Source organism: Pseudomonas sp. GW823-FHT02E01 (assembly GCF_058797535.1).
Window position 1 is genome coordinate 23,214 of sequence record NZ_JBXAJS010000011.1, and the last position, 18,477, is coordinate 41,690.

Genomic DNA, 18,477 nt, shown 5'->3' on the forward strand with positions numbered 1-18,477 from the left:
AGCTTGCTCGCGATGGGGCCGCAACAGCCACCTCAGAACCCACAGAGCTGACGCAGCAGAGAAGTATCCAGATGCTTCTCCACCAGATCCGCCAGCCGCTCGATATCACGCTCGCGCAAGGCGTGGTAATCCACGGCCTGCACATCCTGCAATCCGGCCCAGCGCAGCAGTGCACTGCACGCCGCCGGCGATTCGAACAGCCCGTGCAGGTAGGTGCCGAAAATCTGCCCGTCGGCACTTTGCGCACCATCACAGCGGCCGTCATCCAGATGCACGGCGGCATGTTCCAGGGCCGGTCCGGTGGTCACGCCGGCATGAATTTCATAACCCGCCACCGGCGCATCTTCCAGTGCCAGGCGACCACGCACATTGCGCAACTGCTTCTCTTGTTCGAGCTGGGTCTGGAACGCCAGCAGCCCCAAACCGGCACTGGAACCCGGCGCACCTTCGAGGCCCAGCGGGTCATGCACCTGCTCACCGAGCATCTGCAGGCCGCCACAGATCCCCAGCAGTTTCCCGCCGTAACGCAGATGCCGGGCGATGGCGGTGTCCCAGCCGTTGGCCCGCAGGTACGCGAGGTCGCTGCGCACACTTTTCGAGCCGGGAAGGATGATCAGGTCGGCGGGCGGAATCGCCTGGCCGGGGCCGATGAATTGCAGGTCCACTTGCGGATGCAGGCGCAGCGGATCGAAGTCGGTGTGATTGCTGATGCGCGGCAGCACCGGCACCACCACCTTGAGCACCTGTTCGGCTTTATCGGTCTGGCGTTGATCGATGCCGTCCTCGGCCTCCAGGTGCAGATCCATCACGTACGGCAGCACGCCGATCACTGGTTTGCCGGTGCGCTCTTCAAGCCAGTCCAGACCGGGTTGCAGCAACGCGATATCGCCACGGAAACGATTGATGATGAAGCCTTTGACCCGCGCCTGCTCACTCGGCGACAGCAGTTCGAGGGTGCCTACCAGATGGGCAAAAACCCCGCCGCGATTGATATCGGCGATCAGCACCACCGGGCAATCCACCGCTTCGGCGAAGCCCATGTTGGCGATGTCCCCGGCCCGCAGATTGATTTCCGCCGGCGAGCCCGCACCCTCGACCATCACCAGCGGATACGCCGCGCTCAAGCGCTCGTGGGAGGCCAGCACCGCATGCATGGCGATGGTTTTGTAGTCGTGATAGGCGACCGCATTCATGGTCGTGACAGCGCGGCCATGGATGATCACCTGGGCACCGGTGTCACTGTTGGGCTTGAGCAACACCGGGTTCATGTCGGTGTGCGGTTCGAGGTGCGCGGCCTGGGCCTGTACCGCCTGGGCGCGGCCGATCTCGCCACCGTCGGCGGTCACCGCACTGTTGAGGGCCATGTTCTGTGGCTTGAACGGCACCACCCTGACGCCCTGACGCGTGACCCAGCGGCACAACGCGGTTACCAGCGTGCTTTTACCGGCATCCGATGTGGTGCCCTGCACCATCAGCGTGGTCATTGGTTTTCCTTGGCGAAATCGTCGAACGCCCGCGCCAGTCGTACCCAGGCGATTTCGTCACCGGGCAAGCCGAATCGCAGGCTGCTGTTGTGCGTGAACAACCGCAGGAGAATGCCGCGCCGGGCCATGAATTCATGCAGTTCTTCGGCGCGCTCGGTGATCAGCCACTGGAACAGCGCACAACCGCCCTGGGGCTCGAAGCCGTGCTGTTCCAGCAACGACGCAAGGCGCTCGCTGGCCTCTTCGGTACGCACCCGTTGCCGCGTTTGTCCCTCGGTATCGCGCAGACAGGCCTGGCCCACTACCCGGGTTGCCCCGCTCACGGCCCACGGCCCCACTTGTTCTGCAAGCAACTTGAGCAACTTGCGCTCGGCCAGCACAAACCCCAGGCGCACACCGGCCAGGCCGAAAAACTTGCCGAAGGAACGCAAGACGATCAATCCGACTTGATGGGCAAACGGCGCCAGGCTCAGTTGCGGCGTGTTATCCATGAACGCTTCGTCCACCACCAGCCAGCCGCCGCGCTGCGCCAGTCGCGTGTGCCAGTCGAGCAGCCGACTGGGAGTGAGGCTCAGACCCGTGGGGTTATTCGGATTGACCACCACCAGCACGTCGAAACTGTCGATAAAGAAGTCGACTTCCTGCTCCAGCACTTCACGCACGATGTAGCCGTTGCGACGCCACGCTTCGGCGTGCTCGGCATAACACGGCGACAGTACGCCGACCTTGCCCGCCCGACGCAATCGCGGCAGCAGTTGAATCGCCATTTGCGAGCCGGCCACCGGCAATGCCTGCAAGGTGCCGTAGTAATCACAGGCGGCCTGCTCCAGACCGTCGTCCGTCTCCGGCAAACGGGCCCAGGCCCGCAGCGGAATATCCGGCACCGGAAACGGCCAGGGCGCAAGGCCGGTGGACAGGTCCAGCCAGTCGGCTTCATCTATGCCGTATTCGAGCGCCGCCTTGCGCAGTCGCCCACCGTGCTCAAGCATAAAATTCGGCCCCCAGGCAGAGAATCAGCAGCCATAACCATACCCCGCGCTGGACCAATTGCCAGCCCCGGTCAATCGAGTCGGCATCCGCCGGCACACCTTCGCCCAACTGCGGACGCTGATGCAGTTCGCCGTGATAAATCGCCGCCCCACCCAATTCGACACCAAGGGCACCCGCCCCTGCCGCCATCACCGGGCCGGCGTTCGGGCTATCCCAGGTCGGGGCCTGGGTGCGCCAGCATTTCAATGCCAGCCGGGTTTTGCCCAGCAGCGCGTATGTCAGTGCCACCAGGCGCGCAGGAATGTAATTGAGCACATCATCGACCTTCGCCGCCGCCCAGCCGAACCGTTCGAAACGCTCATTGCGATAACCCCACATCGCATCCAGCGTATTGCTCAGGCGGTAGAGCACCACGCCCGGCGCGCCCGCCACGGCAAACCAGAACAACGCTGCGAACACCGCATCGCTTCCGTTTTCCAGCACCGACTCGGTAGCGGCACGGGCGACTTCGGTTTCATCCAGTTCGCTGGTCTGGCGGCTGACCAGATAGCTCACCCGAGTGCGCGCCGCTTCCAGGTCATTACTGCGCAGGGCCTTGGCCACAGGCGTGACGTGCTCACCGAGGCTGCGCATGCCGAGGGCGCAATAGAGCGCGAGAATCTCGACGATCCAGCCGACATAAGGCGCCCAGGAGAATGCCGTGGCCAGCAGCGTCAGTGGCAACACGGCAATCACCCACGCGGTGACGCCATGGCTGCGCCAGCCGCGACCGCCGCCGTTGAAACGTTGCTCGATGCGCTCGGCAAAACGGCCGAACGCCACCAGCGGATGCCAGCGTTTGGGTTCACCCAGCAGCGCATCCAGCGCAACCGCGGCGACACTCAACAACGCCACACTCATTGACTCACTCCCCAATAATTTTCATACAGCAATTCATGTAGCGGACGCGCCTGCGCCCAGCCTTCGAGCACCAGCATCGGCGCCGGGTAGAACTCCCTCACCGGCCCCAGGCACAGCACGGCCAACGGCTTGGCACCCGGCGGCAACCTCAACAGGTCCGCCAGTGCCTGTGGTTCGAACAGAGACACCCACCCCATGCCCAGCCCTTCGGCACGGGACGCCAGCCACAGGTTCTGGATCGCGCAGGACAACGAAGCCATGTCCATTTCCGGCAGCGTGCGGCGGCCGAAGATATGCTGCTCGCGGTCGTCCATCAGTGCGGCGACCAGCAGCTCGGCGCAATCGTTGATGCCTTCCACCTTGAGCTTCATGAACTCATCGCTGCGCTCGCCAAGGGCTTCGGCGGTGCGGATGCGTTCTTCTTCTACCAGGGCCTGGATTTGCCCGCGCAAGGCGCGATCGCTGATGCGGATGAAGCGCCAGGGCTGCATCAGGCCGACACTGGGGGCCTGATGCGCGGCTTCGAGCAGACGACGGAGCAATTCGGGCTCGACGGTGCCGCCGCTGAAGTGGCGCATGTCGCGGCGTTCGGCGATGGCGCGGTACACCGCCGCGCGCTCGTCTTCGGAGAATGCGTTGTCGCTCATGGCCTCTTCGCGAGCAAGCCCGCTCCCACATTTGAAACGCAATCCCCTGTGGGAGTGGGCTTGCTCGCGAAGGCGGCTTCAAGGTCAGGCGCAAACAGCGCGGCAATCGCCGAGGGGTTCGACGGAAAATAAAAGTGCACGTAAGAGGCAGTCATCCGCCCCTCACGGTAGACCGCCTCCGCTCCACGCCCGCCGTTAGGGCTCAAGCCACGGGCAATCGGCGCCAGTTCAGTGGTGGTCAGCGAATGGTGATAGGTGTGCCCGCGCAGCGAGCCTTCCGGCAGTTCCACCGCTTGCAGAGCCAGCGCTGCCAGGCGCTTTTGCATGACTGCATCACCGGCCAGCAAGCCAACCAGTTCGGCGCGAGTGCCTTCGACATCGGTCAGGGAGTCGAGCAGATACAGCATGCCGCCACACTCGGCGAGCAACGGTTTGCCTGCCTGGTGGTGGGCGCGGATCGCATCGAGCATCGCGGTGTTTTGCGCCAGCGCAACATGATGCAGTTCCGGGTAGCCGCCCGGCAGATACAGGCTGTCCGCCTGCGGCAATGCACGGTCGCGGATCGGCGAGAAGAATGACAACTCGGCGCCCATCGCCCGCAGCAGATCCAGGCTCGCGCCATAGGTGAACGCAAAGGCTTCATCGCGGGCGACGGCAATGCGTACACCGGCCAGCAGCGGTTCGGCCGCGATGACATCAGGGGCGGCGAATTCGACTGCCGGTGGCAGCGCGACCTCGCAACTGCTGGCCAGGGCATCGGCTGCCGCGTCGAGGCGCAGGTCGAGATCGTTCAACTCACTGGCCTGCACCAGCCCCAGGTGCCGGCTCGGCAATTCGATCCCGGTTTCCCGGGACAGCGCGCCGTACCAGCGCAAACCTTCAGTCAAACTGCCTTCGAGCAGTTGCGCATGGCGCTGCGTGCCGACACGATTGGCCAGCACGCCGGCAAACGGCAAGTCCGGCTGATAACGCGCCAGCCCCAGGGCCAATGCGCCAAAGGTCTGGGCCATGGCGGTGCCATCGATCACCCCCAGCACCGGCACACCGAAATGCCGCGCCAGATCGGCGCTCGACGGCGTACCGTCGAACAACCCCATGACGCCTTCGATCAGGATCAGGTCGGCTTCAGCGGCGGCTTCCCACAGCAACCGGCGACTCTCCTGTTCGCCGACCATCCACATGTCCAGCTGATACACCGGCGCACCGCTGGCGCGCTCGAGGATCATCGGATCGAGAAAGTCGGGCCCGCACTTGAACACTCGGACCTTGCGCCCCTGATTGCGATGCAATCGGGCCAGTGCCGCGGTGACGGTGGTCTTGCCCTGGCCAGAGGCCGGCGCGGCAATCAGTACCGCCGGACAGTGCCGAGGCTGACTCACAATTCGACGCCTTTCTGCGCTTTGATCCCGGCTTGAAAGGCGTGCTTGATCACGCCCATTTCGGTGACGGTGTCAGCCATCTCGATCATCTCCGGCTTGGCGGCACGACCGGTGACCACCACGTGTTGCATCGGCGGCCGGGCCTGCAAGTCGCTGAGCACCTGATCGAGATCGAGGTAGCCGTGCTTGAGGGCGATGTTCAGCTCATCGAGCACCACCAGACCGATGGACGGATCGCGCAGCAGTTGCTGCGACACCGCCCAGGCGGCTTCGGCGGCGGCGATGTCGCGCTGCCGGTCCTGGGTTTCCCAGGTAAAGCCTTCGCCCATCACATGAAAACGCACCTGCTCGGGAAAGCGCCGGAAGAACAACTCCTCCCCCGTACTGTTGCGGCCCTTGATGAACTGCACCACGCCGCATTGCATGCCGTGCCCCATGGCGCGGGCAAGCATGCCGAAGGCCGAACTGCTCTTGCCCTTGCCGTTGCCGGTCAGCACCAGCAGCAGGCCACACTCGTTCGGGGAATTGGCGATGCGCTCGTCGATCACGGCTTTTTTGCGCTGCATGCGCGCCAGGTGGCGTTCGTCACGATCGGGGGTATCAGTCATGGGGGAGCTCTCCGTTGAGGCAGGAATAACGGCGGGCAGGCACAAGAATAGAAGGCAACAAGCCTGGCATCGCCCACCGTGATGCCGCTGGATGAATCAGGCCGGTCTCCGGGCTCATGAGTGGCCGCGGGGCCAGACCGTGCGCCTTCCCGCATCAAATCGACACAGTGGCATCACACACAGTTTTCACTCATTTACCGTTGCGGGGGCAGCGCCGGAATTGCGGGCCTTCGACCAACAGAAGGACTCACTCACCGGCTTCCCTGTTTCACTCTGTCGACCCAAGCCACAGAGCACCTGAAACAAGCCGCGAAGGTTAGAGGGTTGGGGGTGGAGCGTCAATTAAAGCCGGGAGGCCATCGACCGAATAACTGCCATCAATCAATAAACTGACGTCAATCTTGTGCCACGCTCCCAGCAGTGATATCAAAGAGCCACAAACTCACAACACAACAACAAGGGTGAGCCCATGCAAGGCATGATCATCAGCAATCCAAAGCTGGAATTCCTGCGCCCGGTGCTCGAACGCTGGTTCGAATGCATCGACCGTTACAACGCCGTCCGCGGTGATGGCGACACACCGTACTGGCACGACGAGAAGGCCAATCTCGGACTACTGTCTGCCGCCGCCTGGATGGCCGAGATGGTCACGCTGCAACAGACGCCCACCCGCAAGCAGACCGAAGAAGGCGAACGCAACAGCCGCGCCGACCTGCTCCTGGCTTCACCCGAAACCCGCGCCTACATCCAGACCAGCCAGCGCTGGCCACGGGTCAACAGCCTCAATCTGACCCAGGCCCTGCTCGATGTTGCCAGCGATGCGAAGCGCGTGAGCCACGCCAGCGACCTGAAACTCGGCTGCCTGTTCGTCGCCCCGCAAAAAGCCCAGCAGGGCGCCACACCGGAAGAGCTCCAGGACATGGTCGACGACCTGCAAAAGGAACACAGCTGCGCTGTCGCCTGGTATTTCCCTTATGCCTACCGCAAGTTGCGCAACGAAGCCGGCAACTATCACCCCGGCATAGCAGTGCTGTTCAAGGAGGCACGTGGCTAAGGGTTGAACCATCGGACGACAACGCGCCTCTATGATTAGAACAAGGCACTCATAGGGAAGACCGTATGCGCACGCCCCCGCTCGTTCTCGTTATCGCGTTCTGCGGAGGGCTCGCCGCTTGTGGCGGGACCGCCCGCCTGCAAGTCTCCGACGGCACCGGTCCTTCGCCTCAACTGCCAGAACCCGACAAAACCCTGATCCCGACCGTGAACATCGCCCCGGCCATCGGCTGGCCGCAGGGTGCGAAGCCCATCGCCGCCAATGGCACCCAAGTGGCCGCTTTTGCCGAAGACCTGGATCACCCGCGCTGGCTTTATGTACTGCCCAATGGCGATGTGCTGGTGGCGGAAACCAATGCCCCCCCAAAACCCGAAGACGGCAAAGGCATTCGCGGCTGGATCATGAAGAAATTCATGGGGCGTGCCGGAGCCAGGGTGCCCAGCGCCAACCGCATCACCTTGCTGCGCGACAAGGACCACGATGGGGTCGCGGAAACCCGCACGGTGTTTCTGCAAAACCTCAACTCGCCCTTCGGCATGACCCTGGTCGGCAATGACCTGTATGTGGCCGACACTGATCGCCTGCTGCGCTTTCACTATGAAAGTGGCGATACGCAGATCAAGTCACCGCCGGCAAAAGTGGTCGACCTGCCGGGCGGCCTGCTGAATCACCACTGGACCAAAAACGTCATCGCCAGCAAGGACGGCAGCAAGCTGTACGTCACCGTGGGTTCCAACAGCAACGTTGCGGAACACGGCATGGACAAGGAAGAAGGTCGCGCGGCGATCTGGGAAGTGGATCGCGCCACTGGCCAGCAGCGGATCTTCGCGTCCGGCCTGCGCAACCCCAACGGCATGGCCTGGGAACCGCACAGTGGCGCGCTGTGGACTGCGGTCAACGAACGGGATGAAATCGGCAGCGACCTGGTACCGGACTACATCACCTCGGTGAAAGACGGCGCATTCTATGGCTGGCCGTACAGTTACTTCGGCCAGCATGTCGATATTCGCGTCGAGCCGCAAAACCCGGACCTGGTGGCCAAGGCTATCGCCCCGGACTACGCCGTCGGCCCGCACACGGCATCACTGGGCCTGACGTTTGCCGAAGGCAACAAGTTACCGTCGCGCTTCAGGGAAGGCGCCTTCATCGGCCAGCACGGCTCCTGGAACCGCAAGCCGCACAGCGGCTACAAAGTGATTTTCGTGCCCTTCCGCGCCGGCAAGCCGGTCGGGAATCCGGTTGATGTGCTCAGCGGGTTTCTCAATGGCAAGGAAGAAGCCATGGGCCGCCCGGTGGGCGTGGTGATAGACCGACAGGGTGACCTGTTGGTGGCCGATGATGTGGGGAACAAGGTGTGGCGGGTGTCCGCTGCCAGATAACACCATCCCGGATGAACTCAGAAACCTGTGGGAGCGAGCTTGCTCGCGATGAGGCCGGCACATTCAACATCGATGCTGACTGACCTACCGCTATCGTCGGAACGCCGCCCGGAGCAAGCTCGCTCCCACAGGATTTCCAGCTCAGCGTTTGCGGCAAAGGGTCAATCCATCACCCAACGGCAACAACGACAGATCCACCCGCGCATCGTCCTTCAACGCCCGGTTGAGCGCCTGGATCGCCCGGGTGTCCGCGCTCTCGGAACTGGTCTCGAGTACGCGCCCGCTCCATAGCGTGTTATCGAACACCGCCAGCCCGCCGACCCGCAGCAATCGCAGGGCGTGCTCCAGATAAGCCGGGTAGTTGGCCTTGTCGGCATCGATGAAAACCAGATCGAACTGGCTTGGCTGGTCCAGCTTGCCGAGGGTTTCCAGCGCAGGTGCCAGACGCAGATCGATGCGTCCGGCCAGCCCGGCTTCCTGCCAGTAACGCAGGGCCGTGGCGTTGTAGTCGCCGGGGATATCACAGCAAATCAGCGAACCCTCAGCGGGCAATGCCGCCGCCATGCACAGTGCGCTGTAACCGGTAAAGGTGCCGACTTCGAGCAAACGCCTGGCCCCCGTCAGTTTCACCAGCAAAGCAAGAAACTGCCCCTGCTCAGGAGCCACCTGCCAGCGTGCCATCGGCAGCGCCTGGGTCTCATCGCGCAAGCGCTTGAGCAGAGGCGTTTCACGCAGGGAAACATCGAGCAGGTATTGGTACAGGGCGTCGTCGAGATTGAGCGTGCGAGCAGTCATGACCACCAGCTCCGGAGGTTATGGATTGCGCGCCAAATGTTCAGGCTGCAGAACACGCTTGGCGCTCAGGTAAGCTTTTTGCCAATACGCCTTGGACAGGCTGTCGAGCTTCACGGTGCCGCCGGTGGCCGGCGCATGGACGAAACGCCCCTCTCCCACATAGATGCCAGCATGACTGACCTGGGAACCGCCATTGGTGGCAAAGAAAAGCAGGTCGCCGGTCTGCAAGCCATCCTTGCCCACATTCGCCGCTTGCATGGAGATCATCTCGCGCGTGGTACGCGGCAAGGCAATACCGGCGACATCGCGGTACACATAAGCGATCAGGCCGCTGCAATCAAATCCGGAATCCGGCGTATTGCCGCCCCAGCGATAAGGCGTGCCCACCAGACCGAGCGCGCGAAACAGCACGTCTTCCGCTTCGGGCGAAAAAGCCTGTGAGGAACCAAATACGATGGGAGCGCGAACCACCGGCGCAGGAGGCGGTGTGCGGCTGGCGCAGGCACTGAGCAGCGCTGCGAAGAACATGATTGCGAGGCGGGCCGACGTCGTCATAAGCAGAACATCCTGATCTGGCTGCGGCTTTTTCTGCGGGGAGCGCAGAAAAGAAAACCGCCTGCGTGGGACGCAGGCGGTTTGCCATCATTTGTAGATCAAGATTCTAGCGGCTACACGACAAACTTCAAGTAAGACTTTAAGTTCGCCTTACAAATTGTCCGCTTATTTGCGTGCAGTGACGATTGGCGACGCGTTAGGTGCCATTGCCAGGGCGCGCTTGGCTTCGATGAAGGTCTTGCTCCAGTAGCTGTCGCCCAGGCTATCGATGCGCACACCGCCGCTGCGGCGGCTGCTGGAGTGGATGAACTGGTTGTCACCCAGGTAGATCCCGGCGTGACTGACGCGACCACGACGACCGTTGGTTGCGAAGAACAGCAGGTCGCCCGGCTCAAGCTTGCTGCGCGAGACCAGCGGAGCGTCCACGTTGATCATTTCGCGGGTGGAGCGTGGCAGGTTCATGCCCGCTTCTTCGCGGAACAGGTAACCGATGAAACCACTGCAATCGAAGCCGGCTTCAGAAGTACCGCCGAAACGGTAGCGGGTACCGATCAGGGACATGCCACGTTCGAGGATGCTGTCGGCCAGTACCGGAAGCTGGTAGGACTTGCCGCCAGCGAAGTCTGCGAGTTCTTTTTCGGTAGCCAGCTCTTCCTGGAAGAGAGCGGAAGACTGGGCGGTAACCGAGTTTTGAACCTGCTGTTGCGGAGCTTGCTGGGCCACTGGAGTGTGGGCAGCGCAACCGAACAACAGGGTAACGAGTGCGAGAGGCACGAGGGGTGCGAAGCGATTTAGCATGGGCACGACCGTGGCTGAAAGTTGTAAAGAAGCCGAGACTATGCCCGCTATCAACCTCATTTGCAAATTCAATCGATCTTTTTGTGACTTATCCGTTTCTCGTTTACATCTAAGCGCTTAAGCCCATTTTAAACACACACGCGGCCTGCAACCTTGCAGGAAAGCGGGATTTCTGGCGCCTGAAATATGCCGAAACGGCTAAACGCCCCGGTTTCAGCGGGCTTACCAGCCGAGGGTTTCTTTCAAAAACGGGATTGTCAGCTTGCGCTGAGCCTGGAGGGAGGCCTGGTCGAGGCGCTCGAGCAACTCGAACAGCGCACTCATGCTGCGGGTACCGCGAGTCAGAATGAAATGCCCGACTTCATCGGTCAGATGCAGACCGCGACGGGATGCGCGCAATTGCAGGGCACGCAGTTTGTCCTCATCGGACAGCGGACGCATCTGGAAGATCAAGGCCAGGGTCAGGCGGGATTTGAGATCCGCCAGCTTCACCGGCAATTCCCGAGGGGATGTCGACGCGGCAATCAGCAAGCGCCGACCGCTGTCGCGCAAGCGATTGAACAGATGAAACAGCGCCTCTTCCCAATCTGCTCGTCCGGCGACCACCTGCAAATCATCCAGGCAGACCAGCTCGTACTGTTCGAGGTTGTCGAGGATTTCAATGCCACGATCGAGCAGCTCGGCCAACGGCAGATACACCGCCGGCTCGCCCAATTGCTCGAAGCGCAGGCAGGCGGCCTGCAACAGGTGCGTACGCCCTACCCCGTCCTTGCCCCAAAGGTAGATCAGGCTTTCGGTCCAGCCGGCGTCGGCTTCGCACAGCCGCTCGACATAGCCGAGTGCAGCGGCATTGGCGCCTGGGTAGTAGTTGATAAAGGTGGCGTCGTCACGCAGACGCACACCTAGGGGCAGCTGAATCGGTTTCATGCTGACTGAACAGTTCCAAAGGAACCGTTAGTGGCCTCTGTGTAAAGTTTGCGAAGTTTATACCCGTGAAGCGGACCGCACAATGCGACAGACCACAAGCAAAATCAAAGGTTTGCGTTAATGCATTGGTTTTGTGACAGATTCTTTGGCGGTGCATGTGACAACCGGGCGACGCCAGCAGGCTGATCCGGTACGAACCCGGGCAGCCCGCCATCGGCTATCGACGGCCCTTACACCTGCGGCTCGTCGGCCCTCCCGTAGATATCAGAATCCTTATACAAATCATGCACATGACGCACCAGCACCATGATCACCGCGGCGACCGGCAATGCCAGCAGCACACCGGTAAAGCCAAACAGCTCACCACCGGCCAGGATCGAGAAAATCACCGCCACCGGGTGCAGACCAATCCGGTCACCGACCAGCAACGGCGTCAGCACCATACCCTCCAGCGCCTGGCCGACCATGAACACCGCGACAATGCCGAGCATTGGATAAAGATCACCACCGAACTGGAACAGCCCCGCAAGCAGCGCCGCGCCAATGCCGATGATAAACCCCATGTACGGCACGATCGCCGCCAGACCGGCAATCACGCCAATCAACAGACCCAGTTCCAACCCGACCAGCATCAGGCCGGCTGCGTAGATCACACCCAAGGCCACCATCACCAGCAACTGTCCGCGCACGAACGCTCCGAGCACTTCATGGCACTCACCCGCCAGCGACACCGCGCGCGCTTCACGATCACGGGGCAGCAGGCTGCGGACCTTGGCCATCATCAGGTCCCAATCCCGCAACAGGTAGAAGCTCACCACCGGAATCAACACCAGGTTCGCCAGCCAACCGATCAACGCCAGCCCCGAGGCCGTGGCATGGCTCAGCACCACGCCGACAACATCAGTGGTCTGACTCATATGCTCGCTGATGGCGGCCTTGAGCTTGTCAAACTTCCAGAAACCATCTGACAGGCCGAACTTCGATTGCGCCCAGGGCAACGCCGTGTGCTGCAGCCAGTCGAGCATTTGCGGGGCCAGCTCATACAAACGAAACAACTGCCTGGCGAGCAAGGGCACCAACACCAACAGCAGCGCGGTGAAGATCAATGTAAACAGGGTAAACACCGCCACGACACCCCAGGTTCTGGACAAGCCTGCCTTCTCCAGCCGATCCACCAGCGGGTCGAACAGATAGGCCAACAGCAGCGCCACCAGGAACGGCGTCAGGATCGGATGCAACAACCAGACAAACACACACAGCAGGACCACCCCACCGAGCCAGAACCAACGCCGCGTATCGGCCATGAACCACTCCATTGCTTCTATATAAAGAAAGAAAAACTACCAGCGAAAACGTAGCTGCGGGATCGGGGCCGGTGCGGCGGCTGGCACCGGGCTGCCGGTGGTTGGCTGAACGGGCGCTACCGGGGCCTGGACCGGGGCCTGCCCCGCCGGCGCCTCCTGCAGCCTGGCCAGCGACAGTTGCGCACGCAACTGATCGACGCTGCCATTGACCCGATAAAGAATCCGGTCACCGTCGACACTGCGCACACGCCCGCCAAACGGTTCCAGCAATCGTCCGAGCGACGCGTAGCGCTCAAGATTCATGCCTTGCACTTCCAGCAATTGCTCGCTCGAAGCACCCGGCCTGGCGACAAACCGCGGCGCCAGGCGCTCGTTGACGGCCAGCATCACCGCATCGGCCACGGCGGCCTGATCGGCGCCCTGCACACTGCCGGCCTCTTTTTTATCCCCCAGCCACAATTGCCACTTGGCTTGCCATTGCCCGCCCTCTTCCCTGGCGTGTACGGCAAGCAGGGCGTCGGCATTGTAGCGTTCCGATGCCGCATGCAAAGGTGCGGGATCTGCGCCCTCCAGGTTCGGCGCGGTTGCGACGATCTGTTCGTTCAGGTCCGCCAATGGCAAGCGCAATGGCAAGCCCCGATGCTGGGCAGCCCGACGCAGCGGCGCCGCGCTGGCCTGGCCGTCGCCCACCAGGCTTGAACCCTCGGTGGAATCATTCAACCACCAGCCGAGGATCGACGGCCGATTGGCCCCCCACATGGCCAGGCCGGCGCGGCGCAAGGCCTGCTCGGTGGTACCCGGATCAAAATCGACCTTCAGGACTTCCGGTGGGCCGGCCTCAAAGCCATATTGGCTGATGATCTGTTGCGGGTCTTTGCGAATCGCTGCCAACCCCGGGCTTTGAGCGGCTTTGGGGTCGCCGGTCAGCCGCAATACCAATGTGTCCAACGCACGCTGAGTCGCCTGGTCGCGCTCCTCGGGCGACTGGCCATTCACCGGCTCGCGCACCAGGTAAAGGCCTTTGACGGTTTCGGCTTGACTGACCAGGCTGACCACTGACAAACAACTCACAAGCAAGATTTTACAAAAACGCATGGAGGATTCCTGACGACAAGAGCGGCTGGAACAGACCGCATGAAGACGATCGAGCAAGACTGTGACCGTTGCCCGACGCAAAACATTCACACGTTCCGGGTAAGTTTTCGCACTGTCATAACGATAGACGGTTAATGCGATACCTTATACAGCCATGCAGGATGCCACCGACACCGCGCATTAACGGTTTTTTTGAACGGATATGGCCCTGCTGTCGGCCTGAGGATGGCCGCTGCGGCTCAAGCCTGATAAAATCGCGCGCCTTCGCAGACCGGCAACAGCCGGGCACCCTGAAATTCGTGCATGGCCCTCGCCTTCGCCTGTTTCGGCGGTCCCGATGGACTCGGTCGTTACCCAGAAATCCCCCCCCCTAAAGGCCTGGATCATGAGCAAGCAACCCTCCCTGAGCTACAAGGACGCCGGTGTAGACATCGACGCCGGTGAAGCATTGGTCGAACGCATCAAGAGCGTCGCCAAGCGCACTGCGCGCCCGGAAGTCATGGGCGGCCTGGGCGGTTTCGGCGCCCTCTGCGAAATCCCGGCCGGCTACAAGCAGCCTGTGCTGGTTTCCGGTACTGACGGCGTCGGCACCAAGCTGCGCCTGGCACTGAATCTGAACAAGCACGACAGCATCGGCATCGACCTGGTTGCCATGTGCGTCAACGACCTGGTGGTGTGCGGCGCCGAGCCGCTGTTCTTCCTGGACTACTACGCTACCGGCAAACTGAACGTCGACACCGCTGCCCAGGTTGTGACCGGCATCGGCGCAGGCTGCGAACTGTCGGGCTGCTCGCTGGTTGGCGGCGAAACCGCTGAAATGCCGGGCATGTACGAAGGTGAAGACTACGACCTGGCCGGTTTCTGCGTCGGCGTCGTGGAAAAATCCGAAATCATCGACGGTTCCAAGGTTGCTGCCGGCGATGCCCTGCTCGCCCTGCCGTCTTCCGGCCCGCACTCCAACGGCTACTCGCTGATCCGCAAGATCATCGAAGTATCCGGCGCCGACATCGAGAACATCCAGCTCGACGGCAAGCCGCTGACCGACCTGCTGATGGCCCCGACCCGTATCTACGTGAAGCCGCTGCTCAAGCTGATCAAGGAAACCGGCGCTGTCAAAGCCATGGCCCACATCACTGGCGGCGGTCTGCTGGACAACATCCCGCGCGTTCTGCCAAAAGGCGCTCAAGCCGTGGTTGACGTGGCAAGCTGGAACCGCCCGGCAGTGTTCGACTGGCTGCAAGAGAAAGGCAACGTTGACGAGAACGAAATGCACCGCGTGCTGAACTGCGGCGTGGGCATGGTCATCTGCGTGGCTCAGGAGCACGTTGAAACCGCCCTGAACGTTCTGCGCGAAGCGGGCGAGCAGCCTTGGGTCATCGGCCAGATCTCCACCGCTGCCGAAGGCGCAGCTCAGGTTGAACTGAAGAACCTCAAGGCTCACTGATGCCTAAGACCTGTGATGTCGTGGTGCTGTTGTCCGGCACCGGCAGTAACTTGCAGGCCCTGATCGACAGCACGCGGACCGGCGACAGCCCGGTCCGCATCGCTGCGGTGATTTCCAACCGCGCCGACGCCTACGGCCTGCAACGCGCCAGGGACGCGGGTATCGACACCCGTGCCCTGGATCACAAGGCTTTCGAAGGTCGCGAGGCCTTCGACGCCGCGCTGATCGAACTGATCGACGCCTTCAATCCCAAACTCGTGGTACTCGCCGGATTCATGCGCATTCTCAGCGCTGGTTTCGTACGCCACTATCAGGGTCGCCTGCTCAATATCCATCCTTCGCTGCTACCCAAACACAAAGGGTTACACACCCATGAGCGCGCGCTGGAGGCTGGCGACACCGAGCACGGCTGCTCCGTGCACTTCGTCACCGAGGAACTCGATGGCGGACCACTGGTCGTACAAGCTGTAATACCGGTAGAGTTACAGGATTCGCCGCAGAGTCTGGCGCAGCGGGTCCATGTTCAGGAACACCTGATCTACCCGATGGCCGTACGCTGGTTTGCCGAAGGTCGTCTAGCCCTCGGCGAGCAAGGTGCTTTACTGGATGGACAGTTACTCGCGGCCAGCGGCCACTTGATTCGAAACTAGGAGATTTTATGCGTCGCGCCCTGCTCTTCGCTTGCGCTCTGCTCGCCTTGCCCTTCGCCCAGGCGGCAGACCTTCAACCTTTCTCCGCCAGCTACACCGCCGACTGGAAACAGCTGCCCATGAGTGGCACTGCCGAGCGCAGCCTGACCAAGGAAGCCAACGGCGTCTGGAAGCTCAGCTTCAAGGCTTCGATGATGATCGCCAGCCTGTCCGAAGAAAGCACCCTGACCGTGGATAAGGACACCTTGCTGCCCCAGTCCTACCACTTCGAGCGTGGCGGCCTGGGCAAAGCCAAGAAAGCCGACCTGGATTTCGACTGGGCCGCGAAAAAGGTCACCGGCACCGATCGTGGTGACGCGGTCGATATTCCGCTGAACCGCGGCATGGTCGACAAATCCACCTATCAACTGGCGCTGCAACATGACGTGGCTGCCGGCAAAAAGAGCATGAGCTATCAGGTTGTCGATGATGGCGAAGTCGATACCTATGACTTCCGTGTGCTGGGCTCGGAAAAAGTCGACACCAAGGCTGGCCAGATCGATGCGATCAAGGTCGAGCGCGTACGCGATCCGACGCAAAGCAAGCGCATCACCGTGCTGTGGTTCGCCAAGGATTGGGACTACCTGCTGGTCCGCCTGCAACAGGTCGAAACCGACGGCAAGGAATACAACATCATGCTCCTGGACGGCACGGTCAACGGCAAGCCAGTCAAAGGCAGCTGATCCGGATCGAGACCAGTAGGAGCGAGCTTGCTCGCGATGGACTTTAACGATGACTCGCCCTGGCGGATACACGCAGTGCCAGTGAGATCATCGCAAGCAAGCTCGCTCCTACAGATTGGAACACCCGACAAACGCGATGGCTCTATACCCTCAAGGTCATTTTTTGATCGAATGAGTTTTCCTGTCGCCTGCGAGGTTTGCCATGACTGTTACCGTCAACACCGTTTCTGCCGAAGGTTTGCGCCACAGCGTCCAGATCGATGACCACGAACTCTTCGCCGACGCGCCCGCCACGGCTGGCGGAGAGGGTTCGGCGCCGGAGCCACACGATTATTTCGATGCCGCGCTGGGTGCCTGCAAAGCCCTGACCCTGAAGCTGTATGCCAGGAAGAAAGACATCCCGCTGACCGGTGTCGGCGTCGAGGTCAAGCGCGACAACAGCCTGGAACAGAAAGGCCAGTACGCGCTGCACGTCAAACTGACCCTCAAGGGCGTACTCACCGACGCCCAGCGCGATGAACTGCACCGTGTGGCCGATCGCTGCCCGATCCACAAGCTGATGACCACGTCTGAAGTCAGCATCGAAACGCATTTGTCCGAAGGCGCGTTCAGCCAATAGCGGCAAGGGCTGCCCAAGCGGGTTATGCTCGAACGCATTACCCGCTCAGCCTGGAACGCACCATGAACACTCCGCTCGTGATCCGCCCCCGCACCGAAGATGTCGAGGGCCAGCCGATTCTCCGCCCGCTGCCTTCGGCCAAGTGCCGCAGCGTCGGGCCATTCGTGTTTTTCGACCACATGCTGGAAACCCGTTATCCACCGGGCAAAGGCATGAACATTCGCCAGCATCCACACATTGGCCTGTCCACCCTCACCTACTTGTTCCAGGGGCAGATCCAGCACAAGGACAGTCTCGGTTCCGATCAAGTGGTCGGGACTGGCGACGTCAGCTGGATGACGGCCGGCAGCGCCATTGCCCACGTCGAACGCACGCCCGAGGCCCTGAAGGAAAGCGGCTTCACGATGCACGGCCTGCAGATCTGGCTGGCTTCACCCAAGGATAAAGAACAAGGTCCGGGGCATTACAGCCACCATCCTGCGTCCACATTGCCGGTCAGCGAAAACCTGGGAGTGAAGATTCGCATGATTGCCGGGTCAGGCTTTTGCCTGGAATCGCCAGTGCCAGTGCTTTCTCCTACGCTGTACGCGGAACTGCACCTGCAAACGGCGACGACATTGCTGATTCCCACCGAGCATGAAGAACGTGCGCTGTATGTGTTGAGCGGCGAAGTGCAACTCGATGGCGAGCCAATAGAGCCGTACTCGCTGGTGGTACTGCCTGCGGGGGAAGAGATGACACTGTTTGCCGAAAGCGACAGTCACGCCGTGTTGTTCGGCGGTGCTCCGCTGGACGGGCCGCGGCGGATCAACTGGAATTTTGTCGCGAGCGATCCGGCGGCGATTGATGAAGCACGCCGGCGTTGGGCAGCCGGGGATTGGCCGACGGTGCCCGGGGAAGTTGAGCGAATCGAACTGCCCTGAAACTTTCAGCACCCGTTATGCCGCCATCGCGAGCAAGCTCGCTCCCACAGTTGACCGTGCCGGCCGCAAGAATTGTGTACGACACATTTCCCCTGTGGGAGTGAGAGGTTCGAATTGCCCTGAAAACTTCAGCGCCAGTTATGCCGCCATCGCGAGCAAGCTCGCTCCCACAGTTGACCGTGTCGGCCGCAAGAATTGTGTACG

The 18,477-nt window shown here is 61.7% G+C and carries 19 protein-coding genes and 1 riboswitch; of the genes, 7 read left to right on the plus strand and 12 right to left on the minus strand.

The window, feature by feature from the left end; all coding sequences use genetic code 11:
- Positions 1-32 precede the first annotated feature (32 nt).
- Genes AC1RDQ_RS23585 through cobO form a run of 6 tightly spaced genes read right to left on the minus strand, consistent with a single transcriptional unit; the run spans position 33 to position 6,008 of the window.
- Positions 33-1,484: a cobyric acid synthase gene (locus AC1RDQ_RS23585; RefSeq protein WP_492588286.1), complete on the minus strand. Its 1,452-nt coding sequence runs from the start codon at positions 1,482-1,484 to the stop codon at positions 33-35.
- Positions 1,481-2,473: a threonine-phosphate decarboxylase CobD gene (gene cobD / locus AC1RDQ_RS23590; protein WP_340315130.1), complete on the minus strand. Its 993-nt coding sequence runs from the start codon at positions 2,471-2,473 to the stop codon at positions 1,481-1,483. The genes AC1RDQ_RS23585 and cobD overlap by 4 nt, the downstream gene beginning before the upstream one ends.
- Positions 2,466-3,374: an adenosylcobinamide-phosphate synthase CbiB gene (gene cbiB, locus AC1RDQ_RS23595; protein ID WP_090453916.1), complete on the minus strand. Its 909-nt coding sequence runs from the start codon at positions 3,372-3,374 to the stop codon at positions 2,466-2,468. Before cbiB ends, cobD begins: the two co-directional genes overlap by 8 nt.
- Positions 3,371-4,021, minus strand: a complete 651-nt coding sequence (gene bluB, locus AC1RDQ_RS23600; RefSeq protein ID WP_492588287.1) for a 5,6-dimethylbenzimidazole synthase — start codon at positions 4,019-4,021, stop codon at positions 3,371-3,373. Before bluB ends, cbiB begins: the two co-directional genes overlap by 4 nt.
- Positions 4,018-5,400 (minus strand): cobyrinic acid a,c-diamide synthase CobB, encoded by a 1,383-nt coding sequence (locus AC1RDQ_RS23605; protein ID WP_492588288.1) that lies wholly within the window; start codon positions 5,398-5,400, stop codon positions 4,018-4,020. Before AC1RDQ_RS23605 ends, bluB begins: the two co-directional genes overlap by 4 nt.
- Entirely contained in the window at positions 5,397-6,008 is a 612-nt protein-coding gene (gene cobO, locus AC1RDQ_RS23610; RefSeq protein ID WP_057715808.1) for a cob(I)yrinic acid a,c-diamide adenosyltransferase, read from the minus strand. Before cobO ends, AC1RDQ_RS23605 begins: the two co-directional genes overlap by 4 nt.
- A gap of 82 nt (positions 6,009-6,090) precedes the next feature.
- Positions 6,091-6,324: riboswitch (cobalamin riboswitch) on the minus strand.
- Between the two features lie 153 nt (positions 6,325-6,477).
- Between cobO and AC1RDQ_RS23615 the strand changes: the two genes are divergently transcribed.
- Together AC1RDQ_RS23615 and AC1RDQ_RS23620 are read left to right on the plus strand one after the other, a co-directional pair.
- Positions 6,478-7,062 (plus strand): hypothetical protein, encoded by a 585-nt coding sequence (locus AC1RDQ_RS23615; RefSeq protein WP_492588289.1) that lies wholly within the window; start codon positions 6,478-6,480, stop codon positions 7,060-7,062.
- A 65-nt stretch (positions 7,063-7,127) separates the two neighbouring features.
- A complete protein-coding gene (locus tag AC1RDQ_RS23620) occupies positions 7,128-8,441 on the plus strand; it encodes a PQQ-dependent sugar dehydrogenase (RefSeq protein ID WP_340315123.1) in 1,314 nt (437 codons plus the stop codon).
- Positions 8,442-8,582: 141 nt separating this feature from the next.
- On the opposite strand, the gene AC1RDQ_RS23625 is transcribed toward AC1RDQ_RS23620, so the two are convergent.
- From AC1RDQ_RS23625 to AC1RDQ_RS23650, 6 genes are all read right to left on the minus strand, one after another.
- Entirely contained in the window at positions 8,583-9,236 is a 654-nt protein-coding gene (locus tag AC1RDQ_RS23625) for an O-methyltransferase (protein WP_492588290.1), read from the minus strand.
- An 18-nt stretch (positions 9,237-9,254) separates the two neighbouring features.
- The gene (locus AC1RDQ_RS23630; protein WP_057715812.1) at positions 9,255-9,791 is read right to left on the minus strand and encodes a C40 family peptidase; all 537 of its coding nucleotides are present in this window, start codon (positions 9,789-9,791) and stop codon (positions 9,255-9,257) included.
- 165 nt (positions 9,792-9,956) lie between these two features.
- Positions 9,957-10,589, minus strand: coding sequence for a C40 family peptidase (locus AC1RDQ_RS23635; protein WP_008017885.1), 633 nt, complete (start codon positions 10,587-10,589; stop codon positions 9,957-9,959).
- A 222-nt stretch (positions 10,590-10,811) separates the two neighbouring features.
- On the minus strand, positions 10,812-11,516 hold the full coding sequence (hda, locus tag AC1RDQ_RS23640; protein WP_007984552.1) for a DnaA regulatory inactivator Hda: 705 nt from the start codon (positions 11,514-11,516) through the stop codon (positions 10,812-10,814).
- 230 nt (positions 11,517-11,746) lie between these two features.
- Complete coding sequence (locus AC1RDQ_RS23645; RefSeq protein WP_492588291.1) at positions 11,747-12,820, minus strand: AI-2E family transporter; 1,074 nt, start codon at positions 12,818-12,820, stop codon at positions 11,747-11,749.
- A 36-nt stretch (positions 12,821-12,856) separates the two neighbouring features.
- On the minus strand, positions 12,857-13,915 hold the full coding sequence (locus tag AC1RDQ_RS23650; protein ID WP_492588292.1) for a DUF2066 domain-containing protein: 1,059 nt from the start codon (positions 13,913-13,915) through the stop codon (positions 12,857-12,859).
- 385 nt (positions 13,916-14,300) lie between these two features.
- On the opposite strand from AC1RDQ_RS23650, the gene purM reads away from it, so the two are divergent.
- The 5 genes from purM (at position 14,301) to AC1RDQ_RS23675 (ending at position 18,273) form a co-directional block, all read left to right on the plus strand.
- Complete coding sequence (gene purM, locus AC1RDQ_RS23655) at positions 14,301-15,359, plus strand: phosphoribosylformylglycinamidine cyclo-ligase (RefSeq protein WP_057716649.1); 1,059 nt, start codon at positions 14,301-14,303, stop codon at positions 15,357-15,359.
- On the plus strand, positions 15,359-16,009 hold the full coding sequence (gene purN / locus AC1RDQ_RS23660) for a phosphoribosylglycinamide formyltransferase (protein ID WP_407515228.1): 651 nt from the start codon (positions 15,359-15,361) through the stop codon (positions 16,007-16,009). Before purM ends, purN begins: the two co-directional genes overlap by 1 nt.
- An 8-nt stretch (positions 16,010-16,017) precedes the next feature.
- The gene (locus AC1RDQ_RS23665; RefSeq protein WP_057715817.1) at positions 16,018-16,731 is read left to right on the plus strand and encodes a DUF3108 domain-containing protein; all 714 of its coding nucleotides are present in this window, start codon (positions 16,018-16,020) and stop codon (positions 16,729-16,731) included.
- A 202-nt stretch (positions 16,732-16,933) separates the two neighbouring features.
- The gene (locus tag AC1RDQ_RS23670; RefSeq protein ID WP_057715818.1) at positions 16,934-17,350 is read left to right on the plus strand and encodes an OsmC family protein; all 417 of its coding nucleotides are present in this window, start codon (positions 16,934-16,936) and stop codon (positions 17,348-17,350) included.
- Between the two features lie 62 nt (positions 17,351-17,412).
- Positions 17,413-18,273 carry a pirin family protein gene (locus AC1RDQ_RS23675; RefSeq protein ID WP_057715819.1) on the plus strand — a complete coding sequence of 287 codons (861 nt, stop codon included), beginning with the start codon at positions 17,413-17,415 and terminating at the stop codon, positions 18,271-18,273.
- Positions 18,274-18,477: the final 204 nt, after the last annotated feature.

Bases quoted from the DNA above. Each gene is read 5' to 3' on its own strand.
- AC1RDQ_RS23670 (WP_057715818.1), top strand. From the start codon at position 16,934: ATGACTGTTACCGTCAACACCGTTTCTGCCGAAGGTTTGCGCCACAGC.
- bluB (WP_492588287.1), bottom strand. From the start codon at position 4,021: ATGAGCGACAACGCATTCTCCGAAGACGAGCGCGCGGCGGTGTACCGC.
- AC1RDQ_RS23645 (WP_492588291.1), bottom strand. From the start codon at position 12,820: ATGGCCGATACGCGGCGTTGGTTCTGGCTCGGTGGGGTGGTCCTGCTG.
- AC1RDQ_RS23585 (WP_492588286.1), bottom strand. From the start codon at position 1,484: ATGACCACGCTGATGGTGCAGGGCACCACATCGGATGCCGGTAAAAGC.
- AC1RDQ_RS23675 (WP_057715819.1), top strand. From the start codon at position 17,413: ATGAACACTCCGCTCGTGATCCGCCCCCGCACCGAAGATGTCGAGGGC.
- purN (WP_407515228.1), top strand. From the start codon at position 15,359: ATGCCTAAGACCTGTGATGTCGTGGTGCTGTTGTCCGGCACCGGCAGT.
- cobD (WP_340315130.1), bottom strand. From the start codon at position 2,473: ATGCTTGAGCACGGTGGGCGACTGCGCAAGGCGGCGCTCGAATACGGC.
- AC1RDQ_RS23630 (WP_057715812.1), bottom strand. From the start codon at position 9,791: ATGACGACGTCGGCCCGCCTCGCAATCATGTTCTTCGCAGCGCTGCTC.
- hda (WP_007984552.1), bottom strand. From the start codon at position 11,516: ATGAAACCGATTCAGCTGCCCCTAGGTGTGCGTCTGCGTGACGACGCC.
- AC1RDQ_RS23665 (WP_057715817.1), top strand. From the start codon at position 16,018: ATGCGTCGCGCCCTGCTCTTCGCTTGCGCTCTGCTCGCCTTGCCCTTC.
- cobO (WP_057715808.1), bottom strand. From the start codon at position 6,008: ATGACTGATACCCCCGATCGTGACGAACGCCACCTGGCGCGCATGCAG.
- AC1RDQ_RS23620 (WP_340315123.1), top strand. From the start codon at position 7,128: ATGCGCACGCCCCCGCTCGTTCTCGTTATCGCGTTCTGCGGAGGGCTC.
- AC1RDQ_RS23635 (WP_008017885.1), bottom strand. From the start codon at position 10,589: ATGCTAAATCGCTTCGCACCCCTCGTGCCTCTCGCACTCGTTACCCTG.
- AC1RDQ_RS23615 (WP_492588289.1), top strand. From the start codon at position 6,478: ATGCAAGGCATGATCATCAGCAATCCAAAGCTGGAATTCCTGCGCCCG.
- AC1RDQ_RS23650 (WP_492588292.1), bottom strand. From the start codon at position 13,915: ATGCGTTTTTGTAAAATCTTGCTTGTGAGTTGTTTGTCAGTGGTCAGC.
- AC1RDQ_RS23625 (WP_492588290.1), bottom strand. From the start codon at position 9,236: ATGACTGCTCGCACGCTCAATCTCGACGACGCCCTGTACCAATACCTG.
- cbiB (WP_090453916.1), bottom strand. From the start codon at position 3,374: ATGAGTGTGGCGTTGTTGAGTGTCGCCGCGGTTGCGCTGGATGCGCTG.
- purM (WP_057716649.1), top strand. From the start codon at position 14,301: ATGAGCAAGCAACCCTCCCTGAGCTACAAGGACGCCGGTGTAGACATC.